The organism is Pseudarthrobacter cellobiosi (assembly GCF_023913815.1).
GTDB classification, from domain to species: domain Bacteria; phylum Actinomycetota; class Actinomycetes; order Actinomycetales; family Micrococcaceae; genus Arthrobacter; species Arthrobacter cellobiosi.
Genome location: NZ_JAMXBK010000024.1, coordinates 194,467 through 216,312, shown reverse-complemented (window position 1 = coordinate 216,312; position 21,846 = coordinate 194,467). Strand labels below are relative to the sequence as shown.

General features: G+C 64.0%; 20 protein-coding genes and 7 pseudogenes. 15 read left to right on the top strand and 12 right to left on the bottom strand.

Going from position 1 to position 21,846, the window contains the following annotated elements:
* Positions 1 to 144 precede the first annotated feature (144 nt).
* The gene (locus NG701_RS11425; protein WP_252567505.1) at positions 145 to 1,740 is read left to right on the top strand and encodes an ABC-F family ATP-binding cassette domain-containing protein; all 1,596 of its coding nucleotides are present in this window, start codon (positions 145 to 147) and stop codon (positions 1,738 to 1,740) included.
* A 47-nt stretch (positions 1,741 to 1,787) separates the two neighbouring features.
* Here the strand turns inward: NG701_RS11425 and corA are convergent, their stop codons facing one another.
* Genes corA through NG701_RS11410 form a run of 3 tightly spaced genes read right to left on the bottom strand, consistent with a single transcriptional unit; the run spans position 1,788 to position 3,756 of the window.
* Positions 1,788 to 2,783, bottom strand: a complete 996-nt coding sequence (gene corA, locus NG701_RS11420; RefSeq protein ID WP_252567503.1) for a magnesium/cobalt transporter CorA — start codon at positions 2,781 to 2,783, stop codon at positions 1,788 to 1,790.
* A gap of 1 nt (position 2,784) precedes the next feature.
* Complete coding sequence (locus NG701_RS11415) at positions 2,785 to 3,210, bottom strand: DUF1761 domain-containing protein (RefSeq protein ID WP_252567501.1); 426 nt, start codon at positions 3,208 to 3,210, stop codon at positions 2,785 to 2,787.
* A 48-nt stretch (positions 3,211 to 3,258) separates the two neighbouring features.
* Entirely contained in the window at positions 3,259 to 3,756 is a 498-nt protein-coding gene (locus NG701_RS11410; protein WP_252567498.1) for an Lrp/AsnC family transcriptional regulator, read from the bottom strand.
* Between the two features lie 168 nt (positions 3,757 to 3,924).
* Here NG701_RS11410 and NG701_RS11405 point away from each other — a divergent pair, with 168 nt between their 5' ends.
* The gene (locus NG701_RS11405; protein ID WP_252567496.1) at positions 3,925 to 5,166 is read left to right on the top strand and encodes an MFS transporter; all 1,242 of its coding nucleotides are present in this window, start codon (positions 3,925 to 3,927) and stop codon (positions 5,164 to 5,166) included.
* Here the strand turns inward: NG701_RS11405 and NG701_RS11400 are convergent.
* The 3 genes from NG701_RS11400 to NG701_RS11390 form a co-directional block, all read right to left on the bottom strand.
* Complete coding sequence (locus NG701_RS11400) at positions 5,163 to 5,666, bottom strand: Lrp/AsnC family transcriptional regulator (protein ID WP_252567494.1); 504 nt, start codon at positions 5,664 to 5,666, stop codon at positions 5,163 to 5,165. The two genes, NG701_RS11405 and NG701_RS11400, sit on opposite strands and share 4 nt — an antisense overlap.
* Positions 5,667 to 5,787: 121 nt before the next feature.
* On the bottom strand, positions 5,788 to 6,387 hold the full coding sequence (locus tag NG701_RS11395) for an MFS transporter (RefSeq protein WP_252567492.1): 600 nt from the start codon (positions 6,385 to 6,387) through the stop codon (positions 5,788 to 5,790).
* Entirely contained in the window at positions 6,342 to 7,073 is a 732-nt protein-coding gene (locus NG701_RS11390) for an MFS transporter (RefSeq protein ID WP_252567490.1), read from the bottom strand. Before NG701_RS11390 ends, NG701_RS11395 begins: the two co-directional genes overlap by 46 nt.
* A 92-nt stretch (positions 7,074 to 7,165) precedes the next feature.
* On the opposite strand from NG701_RS11390, the gene NG701_RS11385 reads away from it, so the two are divergent.
* Positions 7,166 to 8,152 carry a LysR family transcriptional regulator gene (locus tag NG701_RS11385; RefSeq protein ID WP_252567488.1) on the top strand — a complete coding sequence of 329 codons (987 nt, stop codon included), beginning with the start codon at positions 7,166 to 7,168 and terminating at the stop codon, positions 8,150 to 8,152.
* Between the two features lie 127 nt (positions 8,153 to 8,279).
* Positions 8,280 to 9,209 (top strand): N-acetylglucosamine kinase, encoded by a 930-nt coding sequence (locus NG701_RS11380; protein WP_252567665.1) that lies wholly within the window; start codon positions 8,280 to 8,282, stop codon positions 9,207 to 9,209.
* Here NG701_RS11380 and NG701_RS11375 read toward each other — a convergent pair.
* The 3 genes and pseudogenes from NG701_RS11375 to NG701_RS11365 all read right to left on the bottom strand — a co-directional run.
* Positions 9,195 to 9,572, bottom strand: a pseudogene (locus NG701_RS11375) (pirin-like C-terminal cupin domain-containing protein); the annotation flags it as partial. The gene NG701_RS11380 and the pseudogene NG701_RS11375 sit on opposite strands and share 15 nt — an antisense overlap.
* Positions 9,567 to 10,258, bottom strand: a pseudogene (locus tag NG701_RS11370) (FGGY family carbohydrate kinase); the annotation flags it as partial. The pseudogenes NG701_RS11375 and NG701_RS11370, both read right to left, overlap by 6 nt.
* 148 nt (positions 10,259 to 10,406) lie before the next feature.
* A complete protein-coding gene (locus NG701_RS11365) occupies positions 10,407 to 10,877 on the bottom strand; it encodes a glycerol-3-phosphate dehydrogenase C-terminal domain-containing protein (RefSeq protein ID WP_252567486.1) in 471 nt (156 codons plus the stop codon).
* A 395-nt stretch (positions 10,878 to 11,272) separates the two neighbouring features.
* On the opposite strand from NG701_RS11365, the gene NG701_RS11360 reads away from it, so the two are divergent.
* From NG701_RS11360 to NG701_RS11345, 4 genes and pseudogenes are all read left to right on the top strand, one after another.
* Positions 11,273 to 11,623, top strand: a complete 351-nt coding sequence (locus NG701_RS11360; protein WP_252567485.1) for an ArsR/SmtB family transcription factor — start codon at positions 11,273 to 11,275, stop codon at positions 11,621 to 11,623.
* Positions 11,620 to 12,084 (top strand): annotated as a pseudogene (locus tag NG701_RS11355) (SRPBCC family protein); the annotation flags it as partial. The gene NG701_RS11360 and the pseudogene NG701_RS11355, both read left to right, overlap by 4 nt.
* A 48-nt stretch (positions 12,085 to 12,132) precedes the next feature.
* On the top strand, positions 12,133 to 12,534 hold the full coding sequence (locus tag NG701_RS11350) for a VOC family protein (protein WP_252567663.1): 402 nt from the start codon (positions 12,133 to 12,135) through the stop codon (positions 12,532 to 12,534).
* A complete protein-coding gene (locus NG701_RS11345; RefSeq protein WP_252567483.1) occupies positions 12,531 to 13,010 on the top strand; it encodes a mycothiol transferase in 480 nt (159 codons plus the stop codon). The genes NG701_RS11350 and NG701_RS11345 overlap by 4 nt, the downstream gene beginning before the upstream one ends.
* A 70-nt stretch (positions 13,011 to 13,080) precedes the next feature.
* On the opposite strand, the pseudogene NG701_RS11340 reads toward NG701_RS11345, so the two are convergent.
* From NG701_RS11340 to NG701_RS11330, 3 pseudogenes are all read right to left on the bottom strand, one after another.
* Positions 13,081 to 13,331, bottom strand: a pseudogene (locus NG701_RS11340) (ATP-binding protein); the annotation flags it as partial.
* A gap of 208 nt (positions 13,332 to 13,539) precedes the next feature.
* Positions 13,540 to 13,758 (bottom strand): annotated as a pseudogene (locus tag NG701_RS11335) (MmgE/PrpD family protein); the annotation flags it as partial.
* Positions 13,751 to 14,411, bottom strand: a pseudogene (locus NG701_RS11330) (GntR family transcriptional regulator). The pseudogenes NG701_RS11330 and NG701_RS11335, both read right to left, overlap by 8 nt.
* A gap of 174 nt (positions 14,412 to 14,585) precedes the next feature.
* Between NG701_RS11330 and NG701_RS11325 the strand changes: the two are divergent.
* The 7 genes and pseudogenes from NG701_RS11325 to NG701_RS11300 all read left to right on the top strand — a co-directional run bounded on the left by NG701_RS11325 (position 14,586) and on the right by NG701_RS11300 (position 21,792).
* The gene (locus tag NG701_RS11325) at positions 14,586 to 16,517 is read left to right on the top strand and encodes an AMP-binding protein (RefSeq protein WP_252567479.1); all 1,932 of its coding nucleotides are present in this window, start codon (positions 14,586 to 14,588) and stop codon (positions 16,515 to 16,517) included.
* Positions 16,518 to 16,618: 101 nt separating this feature from the next.
* A complete protein-coding gene (locus NG701_RS21380) occupies positions 16,619 to 16,786 on the top strand; it encodes a helix-turn-helix domain-containing protein (protein ID WP_374208682.1) in 168 nt (55 codons plus the stop codon).
* Between the two features lie 144 nt (positions 16,787 to 16,930).
* Positions 16,931 to 17,856 (top strand): annotated as a pseudogene (locus NG701_RS11320) (Tn3 family transposase); the annotation flags it as partial.
* Positions 17,857 to 18,288: 432 nt separating this feature from the next.
* Complete coding sequence (locus NG701_RS11315; RefSeq protein ID WP_305884421.1) at positions 18,289 to 19,389, top strand: ABC transporter ATP-binding protein; 1,101 nt, start codon at positions 18,289 to 18,291, stop codon at positions 19,387 to 19,389.
* Positions 19,389 to 20,099, top strand: a complete 711-nt coding sequence (locus tag NG701_RS11310) for an ABC transporter permease (RefSeq protein WP_252567476.1) — start codon at positions 19,389 to 19,391, stop codon at positions 20,097 to 20,099. The genes NG701_RS11315 and NG701_RS11310 overlap by 1 nt, the downstream gene beginning before the upstream one ends.
* Entirely contained in the window at positions 20,096 to 20,842 is a 747-nt protein-coding gene (locus NG701_RS11305) for an ABC transporter permease (RefSeq protein ID WP_252567474.1), read from the top strand. Before NG701_RS11310 ends, NG701_RS11305 begins: the two co-directional genes overlap by 4 nt.
* Positions 20,839 to 21,792, top strand: coding sequence for an ABC transporter substrate-binding protein (locus tag NG701_RS11300; protein ID WP_252567472.1), 954 nt, complete (start codon positions 20,839 to 20,841; stop codon positions 21,790 to 21,792). The genes NG701_RS11305 and NG701_RS11300 overlap by 4 nt, the downstream gene beginning before the upstream one ends.
* Positions 21,793 to 21,846 lie beyond the last annotated feature (54 nt).

Sequence of the window (21,846 nt, the reverse complement as noted above, 5' to 3'; positions counted from 1 at the left end):
ACAAACCCTTGGCAACCAATGAAATAGACTGTCCTCTGAGAAGAGGTCAGGAGTTCGAATCTCCTTAGCTCCACACATCATCTGTCTGGCCAGAACCGTGTTTCCCGGGCCCGCAGCTAGCTAGCACTGGATTGGACACCATCAATGAGTTTGATCCGGCTGAACGACGTCAACGTGAGCTTTGACAAAACCCAGGTTCTCCGCGAAGCCTTTTTCAAGCTTGAAGCCGGGGACAGGGTTGGCCTGATCGGCAAGAACGGGTCGGGCAAGTCCACTATCCTGAAGCTGATCCAGGGCCAGGTGGCTCCCGATTCCGGGACCGTCGCCGTCGAGCTCGGAACCAAGGCCGCCTACTTCTCCCAGTTCTCAGAGCTGAACGGCGAATCCACTATTGCGGAGGTCCTGGACGGGCTCTTCGCCCACGTGAAAGAGATCGAAGCCGAGCTGGCCGGCATCGATGCGGCCATCGCCGCCGATTCCTCGGACGCAGCACGGCTGGATGAACTGATCCACCGCCAGTCCGAGCTCTTTGAGGCGATGGACCGGCTGGATGGCTGGGACTATCAGCGCAGCATCGACAAAGTACTCACCACCCTCGGCTTCAGCGACCACCACCGCACCTGCGCCATCGACGAGCTCTCCGGCGGCTGGCGGAACCGGGCAGCCCTGGCGAAGATCCTGCTGGAAACCCCGGACGTCCTCCTGCTTGATGAACCCACCAACTACCTTGATGTGGCCGGCGTCGAATGGCTCGAAGGCTGGTTCCGGACCTTCAAAGGCGCTGCGATCATCGTCTCGCACGACCGGAAGTTCCTGGACTCCGTTGTCAGCCGGATCATCGAAGTGGAGAACTTCCACCTCCACGAATACCCGGGCAACTTCGCCGAATACGTGGTGGCGAAGCAGTTCAAGCTCAAGAGCCTGGAGAGCCAGTTCGTCCATGAGTCCGAGCTGCTCGCCTTCGAGGCCGAAGGTATCTCCGACCGGCGGGAAGCGGCCAAGGCGGCCGGCAAGGGACTGGCAAACCAGCTGGCCAGGATCAAGAAGTCCCGGGCACCCCGGCCAGTGGACCAGATCATCACGGAGATATACGGCGGTCTGTACGTCAAGGATGTCCTGTGTCGGGTGGAATCCCTGAGCAAGGCCTACGGCGGCCGGACGCTGTTCAGCGGACTCAGTTTCGAGATCGGGCGCGGAAACCGCATCGCCGTCGTCGGGTCCAACGGCAGCGGCAAGACCACGCTGCTCCGGGCGCTCACCGGCGAAGAGCCGGCCGATTCAGGCAGCGTGGCCTGGGCCAAGGGCGCCGGAATGGTCTCCTACAACCAGGTCTTGGAGGAATTGGACGACGACGACACGGTCACGCACGCGGTCAACGCGATGCCTGACAGCCTGGCCCTGACTGCGACGAAGAAGTCGGTGAACAGGTTCCTTGCCATGTTCCAGTTCTCCGAAGCTGATCTCAAGCAAAAGATCGGCAACCTCTCAGGCGGCCAACGCGCCCGTGTGGCCATGGCCCAATGCCTCCTCTCGGGCGCCTCGGTGCTGCTGTTGGATGAGCCCACCAACCACTTAGACCTCTCCAGTACCCAGGTTATGGAACGCGCCCTGCTGCATTTCCCGGGGGCAGTGGTTGTGGTCAGTCACGACCGATTCTTCACCGACAAGATTGCCAACCGCCGGCTGGTATTCAGCGCCGCGGACTCGGGCCACGGGAGTGTTGACCTGCAGGTGGCCTGAGGCCCAGCGCCGCCTGAGGCTGCCGCAGCGGCGCCAGCCCTAAAGCACTACAGCCAGCCTTTCCTCTTGAAAATGGCATACATCAGGGTTGCGGTGGCTGCCATCAGTGCGATGGCCATCGGGTAGCCGATGGTCCAGTGGAGTTCGGGCATGTGGTCGAAGTTCATCCCGTAGACCCCGGCCACGAAGGAAGGTGCAAAGAAAATCGCCGCCCATGAGGAGATCTTCTTGACCTGTTCGTTCTGTTCGGCGCTGGCCTGGTTCTGCCGGTTGGCGGTCAGCGTTCCGTCCAGCGTGAGGGCGTTCTGCAACAGGTCACGGAAGGAATCCGCGCGCGAGATGACCCGTTCCACATGGTCCTCGACGTCCCGCAGGCTGTGCTGCAGTTCAGAATCCACGCCGTACTTTTCAAAGCCCCGCTTGAGCTGCTGCATCATATCCGGCAGGGGATGGATGGCGCGCTGGAACTGGATGACTTCGCGGGCCAGTTCATAGATGCGGCGGGAGACGTTGGTGTCCCCGCTGAAGAGCTGGTCCTCGATCTCGTCAATGTCGTTTTCCAGCCCGGCCACCACCGGCGCGTAGTCGTCCACCACCAGGTCCAGCAGCGCGTACAGAATCGATTCCGGGCCGTGCCGGAGCAGGTCGGGGCGGCCCTCCAGACGCCGCCTCACCCGGGCAACGCCGGCCATTTCGGCATGGCGGATGGTAACCACAAAATTCCGGCCGGTGAAGATGTGCAGCTCGCCGAACTCCACTGTCTCGGTGGCATCCAGGTACCGCGCCGGGCGCAGCACCGTAAAAAGGCTGTCCTCGTACCGCTCCAGCTTGGGACGCTGGTGCGCCGAAATGGCGTCCTCCACCGCCAGCGGATGCAGCCCGAATTCGGTGGCCACAGCGGTCATTTCCGCCGCTGTGGGCCGGTACAGTCCGATCCAGGCCATGCCCCCGTGCTCCGAGAGGGTTTCGAAAGTCTGCTCCAGGCTCTCCGGCTCCGCGCTGCGGACGCCGTCCACGTAAACGGCATTGTCGATGATGGTCACGTCAGGACATGGCCCCGATGATCGCGCCGGCCACCGTTATGGCGAGCAGGTCGTGTCCGGAATCGATCAGGGTGACAGCCGTGGGGCGGCCGGCGAACCCGTTATGGATGACATGCCCGCCGGCGCGGAACACCAGCGCGAGCACCAGGGCGAACCCGCCGCCCGCCGCTGCGTTGTCGAGGCTCAGTTTGCTGATCAGGACCGCCAGCAGGACGGCTGTCAGGGCGGCCGCAATCATCATGGGAACCCAGATTCCCGCGCCGCCGCCAATGTTCTTGAGGTCCTCTTCAGTCTTTCCGATGGCGGCCATCCACCGCTTGCCCAACACGGCCGGCATGTACCAGACAAAGCCGATAGCCATGCTCGAGATGAAGGCCAGCGCCACGGCGAGCCAGTTGATCTGTGAAATATGTGAAAGCCAATCCATGCTCGAATCCTAACTGCCTTGAGGGGGCCCGCCGCCGCGCCCGGACAATTACGTGGGCCGTGTTGGGGTGCCGGGCACGGCCTGTGCGAGGCGGCTGATCAGGGGTTCGGTCCGGTACGGAATGTGGGTGTGAAGCGCCAGGACTGTTTCGGTCCGGATGACGCCCTTGATGCGGAGGATCTGGCGGAGGGCGGACTGCAGATTGTGCGTATCGGTGGCCACCACCCGGCACCAGACATCACCCCGCCCGGAGATTTCATGGACCTCCAGGACCTGGGGGAGCAGCCGGAGGGCGCCCACAACTCCGTCCAGTTCCCGATGCGTCACTTCAATCGTGACGAAAGCGACGACATCGTACCCCACCGCCTCGAGGTCGATCTCGCGGCCGCCGTCGTGGAGTACCCCGGCACGCAGCAGGCGCCGCACACGCGTCTGCGCTGTGTTGCGCGCAATCCCCAGCATCTCGGCCAGTTCGCCGATCTGGACGCGGGGATCGCGGATGAGTTCCAGCAGGATCTTCAGGTCAGTGGGATCAAGGGTAGGCAAACTGTCACTTTCAGTTATTGGAGACACCAAGAATTGCGTATTTTGCTCAATTGTTCCACGAACTAACGCCCGATCAGTCAGCCCTGAAGCATTCTGTAGGTATCAATTCCCACCCGGGGCGGCCTCCCACAAGGCCCTCCCTCCCCGGTCGACGCCAAGGCAGCACCAATGACAGTCTTCAATGAACTCCGCATGCGTCCGGCCACCGCCGGGCGTCAGGGCTGGGATGCATCCACCACCGCACGGCTGGTGATGGCCGGTACCGTCATCTTCACCCTGCTGGTCGGTGCGAACCTGGCCACGCCCCTGTATCCGCTGCTCCAGGCAAACCTGGGCCTCTCGCCACTCGGTGTCACGGCGGCCTTTGCCAGCTATGTCCTGGCCCTGGTGGCAACGCTGATGCTGGCCGGCCACTGGTCGGACCACATCGGCCGGCGGGCGGCGCTCATCCTGGCTGTACTCGCCGGACTGGCGGGCAGTTGGGTCTTCTCGCAGGCAGAAAACCTGGTGGCGCTCTCTGCCGGACGGGCCCTTCAGGGTGTGGCCGTTGCCCTGGCCACGGGTGCCAGCGCCGCCGCACTGCGGGAACTGCTTCCAACCCGGCCGGAGTGGGCCACCCGTTTCACCCTGCTGGCGACGGCGGGAGGCGTGGCTGCCGGTCCGGTCATCGGCGGCCTGCTGTCGCTGCTGCCCGGACCCACCACCGCCCCGTACTATGTTCACTCGCTCGTCCTGGCGGCAATGCTGGTGCCGCTGTACCTGCTTCAGGCCCGGCCGGCCATCAAGCCTCCGGTCGGCCGTCGGCCCGTCTTGGTCCTGGCTCCCCGCCGGCCTTCGGTGTCCACCGAGGCACGGGGCGCTTTCTGGCTTGCGGCCGCCGTCGGATTCCTCAGCTTCTCCGTCTTTGGATTTTGCCTGTCGCTGGCACCGGCCTATTTCGCCCCGATCATTCAGACCGATTCACGGCCGTTGATCGGCGCCCTGGCCGGGATGACGCTCGCCGCCTCCGCGCTGAGCCAGGTACTGTCCGTGCGGGGACGCTTTGTGGTGCCCGCGGGGCTGGCGGTCCTGGGAGCCTCGGTGCTGCTCCTGGCTGCAGCGGCCGCCTGGAGCAGTCCGCTGCTGCTGGCCGCCGCCAGCGTCTGCGCGGGGCTGGGCCAGGGGGTCACCTTCCGCACGGTCTTTAATGATGTGGCCGCCAAGGTGGAATCGTCACAGCACGCCCAGGTCATCAGCACCGTTTATGTCATCACGTACCTGGGCAGCGCCGTGCCGGTCATTGGACTGGGCTGGGCCACAGGGGTGTTCGGGCTGCCGACGGCGGTCACGGGCTTCGTAGTGTTGTGCAGCGCCGCCGCACTGGCGCTGTCCGCCGTCACGCTTCGGACAGCGCTGCAGCGGACAGCCTAGTCCGGCAGCGGGCCGTGGTTCCCTTGGATGTGATCAAAGACGAGGGTGGTCTCGGTGTGGCCCACCACGGGATCGGTGGCGAGATTGTCCAGGACCCAGTCACGCAGGTCCTCGGTGCTGGCAACGGCGATGTGCAGCAGGTAGTCCACGGAGCCTGACGTGTGGAAGGTGGAGAGGACCGCGGGCAAGTGCGGAACGCGGGCTGTAAAGCGGTCGATCTGGTCCCTGTCGTGGGCCCGCAACCGGACGGCTACGAGCGCCTGGACGGACCTGCCGATGGCCGAGAGGCTGAGCTTCGCCTCAAATCCCTGAACAATGCCACGTTCGGATAATGCGCGGGTCCGCATGAGCGCGGTGGACGGTGCAATGCCCACGAGTTCTGCCAACTGCTTGTTGGAGATCCGTGCATCGTCCACCAAGGCGGCCAGAAGCCGTTCATCGATGGCATCCAGCGGCTCAAAGTGGCTGGCCGGCCGGATGCTTTTTGGGTTGCTGCTCATGGAATCTCCTTGAATGTCCGTCAGTTCATCCTAGACGCCGGATTCCTGTTGATCACCCCGGAACGCAACCATCCCTGCCGAACAATCGCCAGACACACTTGCCATTTAATGGCGGATAGTTTTACGGCCCCGCGGCTTCCGCCCGCCCTTGTGTGGCGGCGCGTGCGGTTTCGTCGTTCCCCCGGGGATGTACGACTGCGACTGTCACCGCCGTGATGCACGCCAGGGACATGATTGCCACGGCAAGCGCCGTCCAGCCCAGGGATTGGAACACCAGTCCGCCGGCCCAGCCGATGACGCTCGAACCCAGGTAATAGGCCAGATTGTAGAGCGACGATGCCTGGGCGCGGCCGGTGGTGGCGATGCTTCCGGTCCAGCCTGCACCGATGCTGTGGGCCGCGAAGAAGCCGCCGGTGAAGATGACCAGGCCGGCAAGGATCAGGGCGAGCAGCTGCGTAAGCGTCAGGGCCAGCCCGGCCACCATCAGGACGATGCCAGCTAGCAGCACATTCCTGCGGCCAAACCTGGCCGTCAACCCGCCGGCCCAGCGGGAAGAGAACGTTCCGGAAAGGTACGCCAGGAAGATCAGGCTAATCAGGGTGGCAGGCAGCGTGAAAGGCTCAGCGGACAGCCGGAAGCCGAGGTAGTTGTAGACGGCCACAAACCCGCCCATCATCAGGAAGGCCTTGATGTAGAGCGCCAGCAGCCGGGGATTGCGCACATGCCCGCCGAGCGTCGCCGTGGCACCGCGCAGCCCGGCGGCCTTGGCGGCGGTGAACCCTTTCGCCTTCGGGACCAGGACCAGGAAGAGCACAGCGGCGCCTGTTGCCAGTAGGGAAACCGCCAGTGCGGCTGTGCGCCAGCCCCACAACTCACCTGCCGGGCCTGCCACCAGCCGGCCGGCCAGCCCGCCCAGCGTGTGCCGGCAACGTAGCTGCCTGCGGCCATGGCCGCATGGGCCCTGTTCACTTCCTCGTTCAGGTAGGCGATGGCGATGGCCGGGATCCCGCCCAGTGCCATTCCCTCAAGCAGCCGCAAGGCAAGCAGGGCGCCGAAAGTGGGGGCGAGCGGTACCAGCAAGCCCAGGATAGTGGCGGCGGAGATTCCCCATGCCATGGCCTTGACCCTGCCGATCCTGTCCGCGAGGAAGGACCACGGAATGACGGTGATGGCCAGGCCCACGGTGGCCAGCGAAATGGTCAACGCGGCCTCTGCCGCGGTCACCTTCAGGTCTGCAGCCAGGAGCGGCAAGACCGCCTGGGTGGAGTACAGCTGGGCGAACGTTGCCACGCCCGCGAAGGCCAGGCCGGCCAGGATCTTGTTGTAGGCGGCGGAGCCTTTGGGATGTCCCGCCCAGTCACCCTGCGGAGGACTGAAGGTTCCTGGGGCTGCGGCATCCTGTGGCATAGCTCAAGGGTAGGCTTCTGGAATATATGCTTCCAATGCATGTTTTAGCTACAATTCATATCAAGAATGCAACGTTTGGAAGAGTTGAGCCAATGCACGCCGACCACAAGCAACTGGTGAAGCTCCTGCCGCTGTTCCCCATCCTGGCTGAACTGGGCCGGACCCAGCACGTCACGGAAACGGCCGAGCTCCTTGGAGTACCCCAGTCCACGGTGAGCAGGGCACTGTCCCGGGCCAGCGCCGTCGTCGGAACCGAACTGCTGATCCGGGACGGACGGGGCATCCGCCTCACAGCGGCCGCCCGGACTCTGCTGCCGTACATCGAGTCGGCCCTGACCGAATTCCAGGCCGGACTGGATCTGGTCCGGCACGAGTCGGATGTGGTGCGGGGAAAAGTGTCACTCTCCTTTCAGCACACGTTCGGAGAGGCCACCCTGCCCCTGCTCATCAGTGCCTTCCGAAGCCGCCACCCGGAGGCCGGCTTCATCCTCAGACAAGGGGCGCGGGACACCTGTCTCTCGGAGCTCGCCTCGGGCCAGGCGGACCTGGCGTTGACCGCCCCTGTTCCGGCGGCAAGCAGCACCATCTCCTCGGCGCCGCTCTACCGTGAGCCGCTCCGACTGGTGGTTCACCACGGCCACCCGCTGGCCGGACGGGACAGCGTCAGGATGCAGGACATCCGCCGGGACCCCTTCGTGGCGCTGGAGCCGGGGTACGGCATGCGGTCACTGACAGATGCGCTGTTCCGCGAGGCAGGCTTCCGGCCGCGGATCGCCTTCGAAAGCCAGGACACCCACACCGCCCGCGGATTGGTCGCCGCGGGCCTTGGCGTCAGCATCCTGCCGCCCGGAGGCAATGCCCCGGGGCGCCACATCAGCCCGGAAACAGGCAACCTGGGCTGGGTTGAACTTGCCTTGGAATCCGGCCTGGCGTTCCGCGAAATCGGGCTGGGCTGGCGCCTGCGGAAACCCGGCCCCGACGCCGAGCCCGATCCTGTCCGCTTCTTCCGGGAGATGGTCCTGCAAGAGGGTCCCCGGTTACTGGAGGGGCTGGTGGCCGCCCGTTCAGGGAGCGGATAGGGCGCCACGGCGTTGAGACACGACGGCGTCCCGCGGCCCGGCAGCGATTCGCCGCCAGCGTTTCAGTAGGCTGGGGGACGTGACTGACAGCGAACACCCCCAAACCACAACTTCCGGAAACCACCCGCTGGGCGGCGCCACGTCCGCGGCCGCCCCGGGTCCCCTCGCGGGGGTCATCATCGGCCTGGACATCGGCGGTACAAAGACCCGCGGCGTCAGGTTTGAGGACGGGGTTGCCGTGGCCGACGAGTCCGCCGGCAGCTCCAACGTCCAGAACGTCAGCCGCGAACAGGCGGCACTGAACCTCGCAGATCTCTTCTCCCGGATCGGCGGCGGCCAGGTGGCCCGGGTGTACGCCGGGGCCGGTGGCATAGATACCGACGACGACGCTGCAGCCCTTGCCGCGCTGATCGAACCCCATGTTCCGGGAGCCAAAGTCACGGTGGTCCACGATTCACGGCTGCTGCTGGCCGCGGGCGGCGCCAGCACCGGCGTGGCCGTGATCGCAGGAACCGGCTCCGCAGCCTGGGGAAGGAACGCTGCCGGCGACGAGGCCCGGGCCGGCGGCTGGGGCTACCTGCTTGGGGACGAAGGCAGCGGCTACTGGCTGGGCCGGGAGGCGGTCCGGCACAGCCTGCGCCGGATGAACCAGGGACTCCCGGCGGACCAGCTGACCGCTGCGCTGCTTACCGCCTGCGGAGTGGACCACCCCAACAGGCTGATTGCCCTCTTCCATTCCCCGGACACCGGCCGCCGGTTCTGGGCCCAGCAGGCACGCCTGGTGGTGGACGCGGCAGCGGCGGGCCATACGGTCAGTCAGGAGCTGCTGGACCAGGCCGGCAAGGATCTTGCCGGCCTGGCCGCGCAGGCCCTGCGGAAGCTTGGAATCGACGGCCCGGTAATTCTCGGCAGCGGGCTGGGCATGAACGTGATTCCGCTGCAGGACTCTTTCCGGAGCCACCTGGCCGCCGTCGGCGTCACCGATGTCCGTGTCCTGGACCAGGACCCTGTGTTTGGCGTCCTGAAGCTGGTCTCGGAAGGGTCAGGGGCCCACTGACCGCTTCCGGGGTGCCAGCCTGACGGCCGGCATGATGGGGGCGGGGATGCGTCCGGCTTCGGCGCCCGCATCCGGGCCGTGCCCTTCAACCAGCCCGTAGCGGGCTCCGCGGGCAGCAGCGTCAGGCAGTGCGGCTTGGGCTTCCCAGTCCGCACGGGCCTGCTCCACTTCGTCGTGCGTGCGGCCCATGAAGTTTCACCACATCAGCAGTTCCTCCTGGAACGGCTCCCCGCCGATCAGGAGGAACCGTGTGCCGGGCAGGGCCTGGAACTCCAGCGCCGAACGCCCCGCGCCCAGGTAGCCCAGCGGCCCGGGCGGGACCTCCTGCCCGTCCAGCGTCAGCCCGCCGTCGAGCACTAGCAGCTGAGTTGAATCTACCGTTCCGTAAATCTCTGAAGAGGATCTAATTTCCGGCATCATGCTCGATGGGACGTCAAATTCCTCCAGGATCCTGATGTCCCATTGGAGGCTGCCCAGGTCCATGAATAGAGTTCTGGAGGCGTTGGTAACATCGGTGACGTGGACTCCGCTGTTTGCGGCACCACCGGTGAGGTTCCAGACCAGCCAGCTATCTATGGTTCCGAACAGACGTTCGCCCGCTTCAGCCTTGTCCCGGGCGCCTTCGACATGATCAAAATCCACTTGATTTTGGTCCCCGAGAAGTAGGTGGCGAGAGGCAGGCCGACGCGGTCCTTGTATCGATCGGTGCCCCCGAAAGCGGCGAGTTCGTCTACGGTGTCTTGCGTACGGGTGTCCTGCCATACGATGACGTTGTAGACCGGTGTTCCTGTTCTTTTGTCCCAGACCACAGCGCTTTCCCGCTGGTTGGTAACGCCTATGGCAACAATGTCATTAGGGGTCAGACGCGCGTTCTCGAGGGCTGTCGCGATGACATGCTGAACGTTATCCCAAATCTCCTCTGGGTCGTGTTCGATCCATCCTGGCTGGGGAAGGATTTGTTTGTGCTCTTTTTGGCTCTTAGAAACAATGCTGCCGGTGTGGTCAAAGACGATAGCGCGACTGCTGGAGGTGCCTCGGTCGATGGCAATGACTTACTGCTGCATAGTTGTTCCTAGCCGTTGAAGCTTTCCGAGGGCGTTAGTGATCAGCAGGGTTGGTCGGCTGCCCGGTAGCGCAGTGACCAAGCCTGCTATTTGGGCCGGGGGCCGGTGCTGCTGTTGGCCTGCGCAGCTACGGTCACGGGGTGAAACGCAGCAGGGTATTCCGGGTGTGCTGGATTTCCCATAGCGCCCGGGTGTCGTCCCATCCAAGAAGGACAGACAGGTGTTGGGTGATTTCGTCGAGCATCTCGACGGTGACCAGCCCTCGGAAGGCCAGGGATGTCCGGCGGATAAGCACATCCACCAGGTGGCCGACCTGCTCGTTTTGGACCATGAACTCCAGCTCTCGGCTGCTTAGTTCTGCCGTGCAGTGCAACGGGTGGTCCTCCCCGGCTGCGAGGAAGGCCATGACTTCGTCAGCGCGGGTGCCATAGCGCTCCAGCAAATCCCGTACGCGGAAGGTATCGAATTTTCCGGAGACCCGTGAGGTGATCCAGGACTGAAGTGCAACTTCCGTGCGTGGGTAATCTTTTCCGCCTCCAATCGGCAGCCGGGCAGTAGATGCCGTCCGGGGGCGTTGGAGAAGTGCCAGAACGTCATTAGTCATGAGCTCTGAGAGAGCACGGAAGGTCGTCCATTTGTCACCTACCAGGCTCAGGACTGGCACTTGCTTTCCGGCGATCTTACGCGTGTCGCGTTCGATGCGGTAGGAGCGGGAAATAGACCCGGTGTGCTCGGAGTCCTGGCGGGGCAGTGGACGGATGCCTGAGAAGCTGTAGACGATCTGCTCTTGGGGGAGGGTGATGTCCGGAAAGACATGGTGAGAATGTCAATCTGATTTGGGTCCACTTGACCTTGGGATTGCAGGCCCATTTGGGTCCACTAGCCGTGGGAAAAGATTGGCGGTCCTTCGCATTGGGATCACAAATCCAACGAAATTGACAGCATCAGCGACCACCCAGTCTTGTATTTGCGCTGATGCGTAATTAGGCTGGGGCGCAAATGGATGAACTGAGTACGATTTTCCTTGCGCTGGCGGATCCCACCCGCCGTGCTCTGCTGGCGCAACTGCAGCAGGGCGAGGCGACGGTGACCGAACTAGCCGTTCCGCACTCGATTAGCGTGCCCTCCGTATCGCGCCACCTGAAAGTGCTCGAGCAGGCCGGGCTGATCACTAAGTCCAAATCGGCCCAGTGGAGGAACTGCCGGCTTCAACCTGCGCCGCTACAAAAGGTTGAGGAATGGATGCGCCCATACCGCGATTTCCTGAGCACACGGCTGGATCGCCTTGACGCACAGCTCGCCATAAACCCCGATCGCCCCGATGCTCTCACTGAACTGGAGGATAGATGATGACCGACTTGCCGACACAAGATCGAAGCTTCACCCTTACCCGAACTTTGGCTGCATCGCGGCATGCCGTGTTCACAGCTTGGACTGACCCTGAACACCTTGCCTGGTTCTACAACCCCGACATGCCCACACCCGCCACACCCATCGAGGTCGACCTTCGCGTTGGGGGAACATGGAAGCAACAAATGATCGTCAATGAAGACCTCAGCTACCCCACTGGGGGAATTTACCTGGAGATCGTTCCCGACGAACGACTCGTCTTCCGCTGGGGAGCAGTCGGAGGCTGGCCCGAACTCGACGGCGAGAACGAAATGACTGCCCCTGTAGTCACGGTGCAGCTGAACGACTTGGGCAAGGAAACGGAGCTCGTCCTCACAGTTCAGTTCTCCGAGCAACTCGACATCGAAGAGGTGCGGAAGCTCATGCTGGGAGGTACCCGGGAGGGCTGGGGCGCCACCATTGACCGGGTCAAGGACAGCACCGCCATGACCACAGTGACCAATGGGCGCATGGCCGGGCCCCAGATCTATGTCTTCTTTCCGGGAACGGCGCGGGAAGCCTTGAACTTTTATGCGGATATCTTCGGCGGTGAGCTGTCCCTACACACGTACGAGGCCTTCGGCAGGAGCGACGGCCCACCAGAAGCCGTAGCTCATGGAGTGCTCAACGGCGTCGTTGCTCTGGCAGGATCGGACGCAGCGGAAGGCCAGGCAACGGTCCGGCTCGAAGGCATCATGCTCTCGCTGTTGGGAACCGCCGAACCGGCAGTCCTCCATGAGTGGTTCGAGAAACTCTCCATTGACGGGTCGGTGCTCGATCCACTCTCGTCAAAGCCATGGGGCGCCTCCGACGGCCAAGTCATAGATCGTCATGGACTTCACTGGCTTGTCGGATATGAGCCCGCGACATGAGCGACAACCAATTGCTTGCCCAGCTGGCGAGTGAGCGAAGACATGTTCTTCGAACAGTCGACGGCCTCGAGAACGATGCGATGCGTCGACCTTTAGGCCCATCCGGCTGGACAATGACGCAGCTGCTCAACCACCTGGCCTTCGACGACGAGATGTTCTGGATATCGGCCGTTCTCGGTGGTGATGACAGGGCAATCGCCGAACTTCACAACGGTTGGAAGTCCGAACCGATGACCGGAGCCGAGGCCATCAACATCTACAAGCGTGAAATCACTGGAAATGATGAGGTCCTTGCGAAGATCGATTTAGATGCCCCTCCCCGCTGGTGGCCTCCAACCAGCGTCTTCCACGCACCGCCGATGTCCAATGGGCGTGAGGTCCTGTTTCGCGTGCTCGCTGAGACTTCCGTCCACGCGGGCCACCTCGACATCGTCCGAGAGCTAATGGACGGACATCAGAATCTCGTAGTGGAATAGTCCCGACTTCCGGACGGCTCAGGCCGCAGTCCGATTGGAGACACCGACGTATCGTCGCGTTCTTAGCGATTTAGCTAGCCGCTTGCTGGGCCACCGTGTGCGCGAGCCGGTAGGAGTCGGTGCCGGTTTCGATGATGGTCTGAAGGTCAGCCGGTCCACAATCGCGGCGCACAGACGTGGGTCGGTGAAGGTTTTGGTCCAGCCGGAGAAAGATTCGTTGGTGGCGATGGCCACGGATGCTTTTTCTTCGCGTTCGGTGAGCACCTGGAAGAGAAGTTCAGCGCCGAGTTTGTCCAGTTCCATGTAACCGAGTTCGTCGATCTATGCCGACATCCGCATAGATTGACCTTGCCGAGCCCGCAACTATGCCGAGGCCACCGCCCATTCTGCCCAGTCAGCGAGGCCGCGGCTCGGCATAGTTACAGGCTCTCGAGGAACGCAAGGATCTTGTCTGGTGGGTGGTACCGGCCGGGGCGCGCGGATGCAGGCGTGGTCAGGGCTAGGGCTTTCTCCTTGATGGTGATGTCGGCGTGGACGTAGGGGCGCGGGCAGCCACGATCGGGCCGCGGTTCAGGGAGGCGATAGCCACGGAGGCATTGTCGATGATGCGGTTGATGACCATCTCGGTGACCTCGGGCGTGACCTCGACGGGGTCGGCGGCGACGGTGGCGATCTTGTGTGCGAGCTGGTCTTCACGGGCGAGGTTCTCGTCGCTCTTGTAGACGCGGACGTGGTGTTCCTTAACCATGGTGCTCCTTCTTAGTGCTGTGGGTGGGTAGCTTTGACGTGGGAAAGACTGCGGTGCAGGTGGACAGTGGTGGCGGCTTCCGCCAGGCGCGGGGTGCCTGCGGCGATCGCTTCGGCAATGGCCGCGTGTTCGGCGGCGGCGGCCGTCAGGCGGGCGGCGTCATCGGCGGCGAGCCTGCGGACCCGCACGAGGTGCACGCGGAGGCTGCGCATGGCCTGGGCCAGGTAGGAATTGGTGATGGCTGCGTCGATTGCCGCGTCGAGGCGTCCCACCAAATGGTAGTAGTCGTGGCGGGCCGGGTCCGTGCCGTTGATCAGGGCAGGCGCTCCCAGCAGTTCGTCCTGGAGCTGCAGGAAAGTGGCGGGATCGCCCCGTTCTGCCGCCAGGGCAGCCGCCCGACCTTCGAGCGTTTCGCGGAGCTCGAAGAGTTCGTCGATGTCCTCCAGCGAGATATCGGTGACGACGACGCCGCGGCCGCCCGCCGCCGTCGTCAGCCCTTCCGCCGTGAGCCGGCTCAGCGCCTCCCGAAGGGGCGTGCGCGAGATGCCCAGCCGTTCGGACTGCTCCACCTCGGCAAGGACCGTGCCGGGGAGCAGCCGCCATTCAATAATGTCTTCGCGAAGGGAGACGTAGGCTTTTTCGCTGGCTCGCATGCTGCCCCCTTCGGTGGTTTGGCATGATCAGTGTATACACAGATTCGGGAATTACCCATTTTTTGAGGTGTAATTTGGCAAATACGGCTGTTTTTGTATACAACCCCCTTGTCTGGGGCAGGGCGAACAGCTAGCATGGGGCCACATCACAACGTCGTGGAGAAGGAAGCACTTATGGTTACCACCACTTACCGGGATGCCTATGGACGCAGCCTGAAGCAGCCGGCCGAATTCTGGCTGGAGGCGGCGAACCGGGTCACCTGGTCCTCGGCTCCGGAGAAGGCGTTGGACTCCGGCAGGGCGCCGCTCTACGGCTGGTTCCCGGACGCCGTCCTGAACACCTCGTTCAACGCCCTGGACCGCCATGTGTTGGCGGGTCGCGGCGAGCAGGAAGCCCTGATCTACGACTCCGCCATGCTGGGCTCCCAGCGTCGGTACACGTATGCGGAACTCACGGAGCTGGTAGCCCGGTTCGCAGGTGTGCTCCGCCAACAGGGCGTGGGCAAAGGGGACCGCGTGGTGATCTACATGCCCATGATCCCGGAGGCGGTTGTGGCCATGCTGGCGGCAGCACGGCTGGGGGCAGTCCACTCCGTGGTCTTCGGCGGCTTTGCGCCCAAGGAGCTGGCCGCCCGCATCAGGGACGCAGCTCCCGTTGCAGTGGTCACGGCGTCCGGGGGCATCGAGCCGTCCCGCCGCGTGGAATACCTGCCTGCGGTCGCGGAAGCCCTGGAGCTTGCCGGTGTTCCGGACACCCCTGTCCTGGTCAAGGACCGGGAGGGTTTTGCGGCCAGCGCCGCCGACTTCCGTGGCTGGCTGGACTGGGACACCGAGATGGCCACGGCCATTCCCGCCGGGCCGGTGGACGTCAGCGCCACGGATCCCCTCTACATTCTCTACACCTCCGGCACCACGGGAGCCCCCAAGGGAGTTGTCCGGGACAACGGCGGTCACGCCGTTGCACTCGCCTGGTCCATGGAAAACATCTACGACGTCGGCCCGGGGGACGTCATGTGGACCGCCTCGGATGTCGGGTGGGTAGTGGGGCACTCCTACATCGTCTACGGGCCTCTCATTGCAGGCGCCACCACGGTTCTCTACGAGGGCAAGCCCGTGGGCACCCCGGATGCGGGTGCGTTCTGGCGGGTCATCCAGGACCACAAGGTCAATGTCCTGTTCACGGCGCCCACGGCGCTGCGTGCCATCCGGAGGGCAGATCCCGAGGCGAAACTGCTGGCGGGCTACGATACGTCCAGCCTGAAGACCCTCTTCGCCGCGGGGGAGCGGCTCGACACCGACACCTACCATTGGGCGGCCGGAACCCTGGGTGTCCCCGTGGTGGACCACTGGTGGCAGACGGAAACGGGCTGGGCAATCTGCGCCAACCCCCGGGGGCTGGAGCCTTTGCCCATCAAGGCCGGTTCCCCCTCGGTGCCCATGCCCGGCTTTGATCTCCGGATTGTGGACGGCGCCGGCGAGGAGGTTGCAGGCGGAGAAGAAGGCAACATCGTCCTGGGACTTCCACTGCCGCCCGGCACGCTCACCACACTGTGGCGGAACGATGACCGCTACGTCTCCTCCTATCTCCAGGCCTTCGACGGCGTCTACGCCACCGGCGACTCCGGCTACCGCGACGACGACGGGTATCTTTTCGTCATGGGCCGGACCGACGACATCATCAACGTCGCCGGACACCGGCTGTCCACCGGATCGATGGAACAGGTGATCGGCCAGCACCCCGCTGTGGCCGAATGCGCCGTCATCGGCGTCTCGGATCCACTGAAAGGCCAACACGCCAGCGGCTACGTTGTGTTGAAATCAGGCGTCCAGATGGCAGACACCGTGCTCGCCCAGGAGCTGATCGCCCTGGTCCGCCGGGACATCGGTCCCGTGGCGGACTTCAAGAACGTCACCGTTGTGGACGCGCTGCCCAAGACGAGGTCGGGGAAGATCCTGCGCAAGACAATGCGTCAGATCGCCGACGGCGAAGAGTACGTCATCCCCTCCACCATCGAGGACGCAGGGGTGATCGACCAGCTTATGGGGGTCCTGCGCCCGACGGGCAACAGCGATGGTGCTCCGTCAATGCCGGCCGGTGCATCATAAACGCTGCGGTTCCACACGTTCCGCTCATCCTCCTGCCCCGGCACTTATTCTGCGTGATGGTGATTTCGAGATCCTGACCCGGTGGTCGCCGGTCAACGTCGATGCGTGCCAGGCTGGTCCAGCGGGCGCGAATCCTGCTGCTGGCGGCCGACGGGACCGCAAACACGCCCATCGTGGCCGCAACGGGCGCCTCGCATCCCACGGTCTTGTCCCGACGGGCACGGTACGAACAGGGGGGCGGGGACCATCCCGCGGAAAACTGGCGCTAAGCCGTACCCCCTGTCGCCGAACGGTAACGATCGTTTGCAAGGCAATTCAAGGCATATTTAAGAGGTGTCATTTTCAGTACCCGACTGCACAGCGGGCCGCGCGTTTGCGGGATAGTGCAGGCGAGTGTTGGCACTGGTTTTTCCGGGCAGCGTTTCCGGGCCGGCAGCAAAGCCGAATCTACCAGGCATGTGAACCCCAAGCACGGTGTCGAGCCCGGCCGGCTGATCTACCCGCACGTCTCGGACCAGTACTCGCCCTTCCACAGCAAACTCGTCAACGTTGGTGACCGCGACGCGACCTATGTTTTGGACGGGCTGCTCTATCACGAGTCCGACCTGGCGATCCATGAACCACACCGACACGGCCGGATTCACCGACCATCTCTTCGCCCTCATGCACCTGCTCGGCTACCGGTTCGCACCACGGATCCGCAACATCGGCGACACACCCCTCTACACACCTACCAACGATCCGGGACTCCCGACCCTGGCGCCGCTGATCGGCGGAACGATCAACACAAGAACAATCGCCTTGCACTGGGATGAAATCCTCCGGCTCGCCGCGTCCATCAAAACCGGCACCGTGACCGCGTCCCTGATGATGCGCAAGACTCGGCCCCTACCCCCGCCAAAACGGGCTCGCCCACGCACTGCGGGAACTGGGCAGAATGGAACGGACCCTCTTCCTGCTGGACTGGCTCCAAGACCCCGGCCTGCGCCGCAAAGTCAGTGCCGGCCTGAACAAGGGCGAAGCCCGGAACACCCTCGCCCGCGCCGTTTTCTTCAACCGGCTCGGCGAAATCCGTGACCGTTCCTTCGAGCAGCAGCGCTACCGCGCCAGCGGGCTGAACCTTCTGACCGCAGCCATCGTCCTTTGGAACACGGTCTACCTCGACCGCACCATCACCACCCTGACCAGCAACGGCGATCACATCGACCCGGACCTCCTGCGGTTCCTCTCACCCCTGGGATGGGAACACATCAACCTCACCGGCGACTACACCTAGCCCCGCGCCAACCACATCAAACCCGGCAAATACAGGCCACTACGACGACCGGCAAAACCTTAGCGTCGGATATTTCACTTTTTCACAAGCCACCCAATACAGACGATTGGCATCGCCGTTTCACCGCGGAAGGAAGGGGCTCTCCCCGTATCGACACGAGGGAATGGACAAGGGAATCCCAGCACGCCAAGCCACACCGGTGGCTACTGCTGTTCAAAACACTTGCAGCCACTGGTCAAAACCACTGCCGCGAACTTGAATTCCAGGGGTGCCGCTTACAGCCGGGGCGGAGTCAGGCGTAAGCGCAGCACGGCCCGCCGTGATCGAGGACCCATCCGCGGGCGGTTGTCCTACGAATGATTACAGTAGGGATTCTCTTGCCCGGATTGCCTGCTGATCCGGTTACGCTGGCAACGGATTGCGTTACCGTAAATATCAGTGAGCTTATGACCCAACACTGTCCGATGCCGTCCAACAGAACAGGTAAGTCCGGGAATGGACCAAGCCATGATTGAGTTCCAGAGCGTCACCAAGCAGTATCAGGGCGGGCAGCCCGCTGTGGACCAGCTCACCATGTCCATCGACAGGGGCTCCATCACCGTTTTTGTAGGGCCGTCCGGCTGCGGCAAGACCACCTCGCTGCGGATGATCAACCGCATGGTGGAACCGACGTCCGGCGTGATCACCGTGGACGGGCGGGACGTGACCTCGGTTCCTGCCGCGGAGCTGAGACGTTCCATGGGCTACGTTATGCAGTCCTCCGGGCTGATGCCGCACCGTTCCGTGCTGGACAACATCGCCACCGTGCCCCGGCTCAACGGCGTTTCCAAGGCTGAGGCCCGCAAGCGCGCAACGGAACTGCTCGACGTCGTCGGGCTGGCTTCCGCGCTCGGGAAACGGTACCCGTCCCAGCTCTCCGGCGGCCAGCAGCAGCGCGTCGGTGTAGCCCGGGCGCTCGCAGCCGATCCACCTGTCCTGCTGATGGACGAACCGTTCAGCGCCGTTGACCCAGTGGTGCGTGACGAACTGCAGCAGGAACTCCTGAGACTGCAGAAGGACCTCGCAAAAACTATCGTTTTCGTCACGCACGACATCGACGAGGCCACCATTCTCGGCGACAAGGTGGCCGTTTTCGCCGTCGGCGGCCGGCTGGCCCAGTACGCCACCCCTGAGGAAATCCTCCGGGCACCGGCCAATGATTTTGTGGCGTCCTTCGTGGGGCGGGACCGCGGCTTCCGCCACCTCGGGTTCACCACGTCCGACGCCGTGACCATCCACCCGGTGCCCACGCTCGTGATGAGTGCCGGCCAGTTCGCCGGCGATCCCGCTGCGGTGACCGACTGGCAGCTCGTGGTGGATCCGGAACTGCGCCCGCTGGGCTGGGCGAGGCCGGGGACGGACTCAGAGCTGATCCCGGGCGGGTCACTCTTCCGCCCCGGCGAGACTCTGCGGCGGGCACTGGACTCGGCCCTTTCGTCCCCGTCCGGCCAAGGTGTGGCGGTGGACGGCGACGGTAAAGTCCTGGGGACCGTCAGGGCACAGGACGTCCTAAGTGTCATTGAGGAAGCCCGCCAGGTCAGGCAGGCTGCGCTCTGATGGAGTGGTTCCTGGCAAACAGCGGCATGGTCATGGGACTGGCGGGCCAGCACCTGGTCCTGGCCCTGATCCCGATGGTCCTGGGGCTGGTTATTTCCATTCCGCTGGCGCAGTTGGCACGGACCCACCCGGCGCTGCGGTCGGTGGTGGTGACCGCCAGTTCCTTGCTGTACACCGTCCCGTCGCTGGCGCTGTTCATCATCCTGCCCTCGATTCTCGCAACCCGGATCCTGGACCCGCTCAACGTCATTGTGGCCCTGACCATCTACGCTGTGGCGCTGCTGGTCCGGGCCGCCCTAGATGCTTTTGACTCCGTGGAGGAGGACCTCCGGCAGGCTGCGATAGCCATGGGGTACAAGCCGTGGCCCCGCTTTGTCCAGATCGACCTGCCACTGTCCCTTCCGGTGATGTTCGCCGGGCTGCGGGTGGTCTCCGTCAGCAACATCTCGCTGGTTAGCGTCGCGGCACTCCTGGGCGTGGGGAACCTGGGCATGCTGTTTACCGATGGACTGCAACGGAACTTCGTCACGGAAGTGGTGGTGGGAATCATCGCCATCCTGGTGCTCGCGCTGCTGATGGATGCTGTACTGGTCGTCCTGGAAAGGCTGCTGACGCCTTGGACCCGCGCCGCTAAAGCCTCGGGCCCCGCGGCGCCTTCCGCCGCCAGCTACCTGGCCGACGCCAACATCCACACAGGGGCCGCGCCATGAGCAACATTTTTGTTGACACCCTCGCCTGGATAGCCGATCCCCTGCACTGGACTGGCAGTTCCGGCATCCCCGTCCGGCTCCTCGAACATCTTCAGTACAGCGGGCTGGTCCTCGTGATTGCCGCTGCCATCGCGGTCCCGGCAGGGCTCTACATCGGGCACACGGGCCGCGGACGCGTGGTGGCTGTAGCGGTGGCAGGTGCGCTGCGGGCTCTGCCCACGCTGGGCCTGCTGGTCCTCTTCGCGCTCCTGGCGGGAAGCAGCCTCATGCCGCCGGTGTGGGCACTGGTCATCCTGACCGTGCCGCCGCTCCTTGCCGGAACATACGCAGGTATTTCGAGTGTGGACAGGACCGTCGTGGATGCTGCCCGGGCCATGGGCATGACCGAGCTGCAGATCCTGTTCCGGGTTGAGCTGCCCAACGGGCTGCAGGTCATGTTCGGCGGTGTCCGAACCGCCGTGCTGCAGGTCATCGCCACGGTGTCGGTGGTTGCCTACCTGCCCTTGGGCGGGCTGGGCCGCTACCTTTTTGACGGCCTGGCGCTGCAGGACTTCCCGCGGATGCTTGCCGGGTCGCTGCTGATTGCAGGGCTGGCCATCGCTGTTGACCTCATCCTGGCCGCGGTGCAAAGAGCCCTTCTTTCGCCCGGCCTCAAGACCGATCTGCACGGTGGCCAAAAGGCCTCCGCTGATCTCCCAGCTGCCGCGCCTGCGCCAGCTGCTCTTCAAGGAGGTACCCCATGAAAGACAACACCAGGATAATCCTTACCCGAGGGGGACTGGCTGGCATGGCTGCCGGCGTCGGCCTGGCCGTCGCGCTGACGGCCTGCGGCGGGAGTGACCCGTTGGCCACCCCCAGCACCAGCGCCGGAGGCGCCGGCGGCGGCTCGTTGGTGGTCGGCTCGGCTGACTTCCCGGAGAGCCAGATCGTCGCTGAGATCTACGCCGGCGCGCTGACTGCTGCAGGGGTCACGGCAACCACCAAGCCCAACATCGGTGCCCGCGAAATCTACTTCAAAGCGGTCCAGGACGGCTCGGTTGACCTTGTCCCGGATTACTCCGGCAACCTGCTCTCGCATGTGGATCCTGAAGCTGCCGAGGTCTCGGCCGACGACATCTACAAGGCGCTGCCGGGCAAGCTCCCCGAGGGTTTGGCAGTCCTGGAGGCATCCAAGGCCGAGTCCAAGGACGCCATGGTGGTCACCAAGGCCACCGCGGAGAAGTACCAGCTGACGTCCATTGAGGACCTCGCCAAGGTCTGCAAGGACCTGACCATGGCGGCGCCGGCCACGTTCGAGACCCGCGCCTATGGCTTCCCGGGACTCAAAAAGAACTACGGCTGCGAACTCAAGTCACTGAAGCCCTTCAGCGACGGCGGCGGCAACCTGACCCTGCAGGCACTGCTGACCGACGACGTCCAGGTGGCTGACATCTACACCACCACACCGTCCATCGCGGACAACGACCTGGTGGTCCTGGAGGATCCCAAGAACAACTTCAAGGCCCAGCAGGTCCTGCCTCTGTACAACAAGGCAAAAATGACCGACAAGGCCAAGGACGCGCTCAATGCCGTGTCGAAGATCCTCACCACCGACGACCTGGTCAACCTCAACCGCGCAGTCAGCGGCAGCCAGAAGCAAAATGCCAAAGACGCCGCCGCCACGTGGCTCAAGGACAAGGGCATCGTCAAGTAACACCTGACTCCACAACGCAATCACGACGGCGGCTGCCGGACCCACACGGGCCGG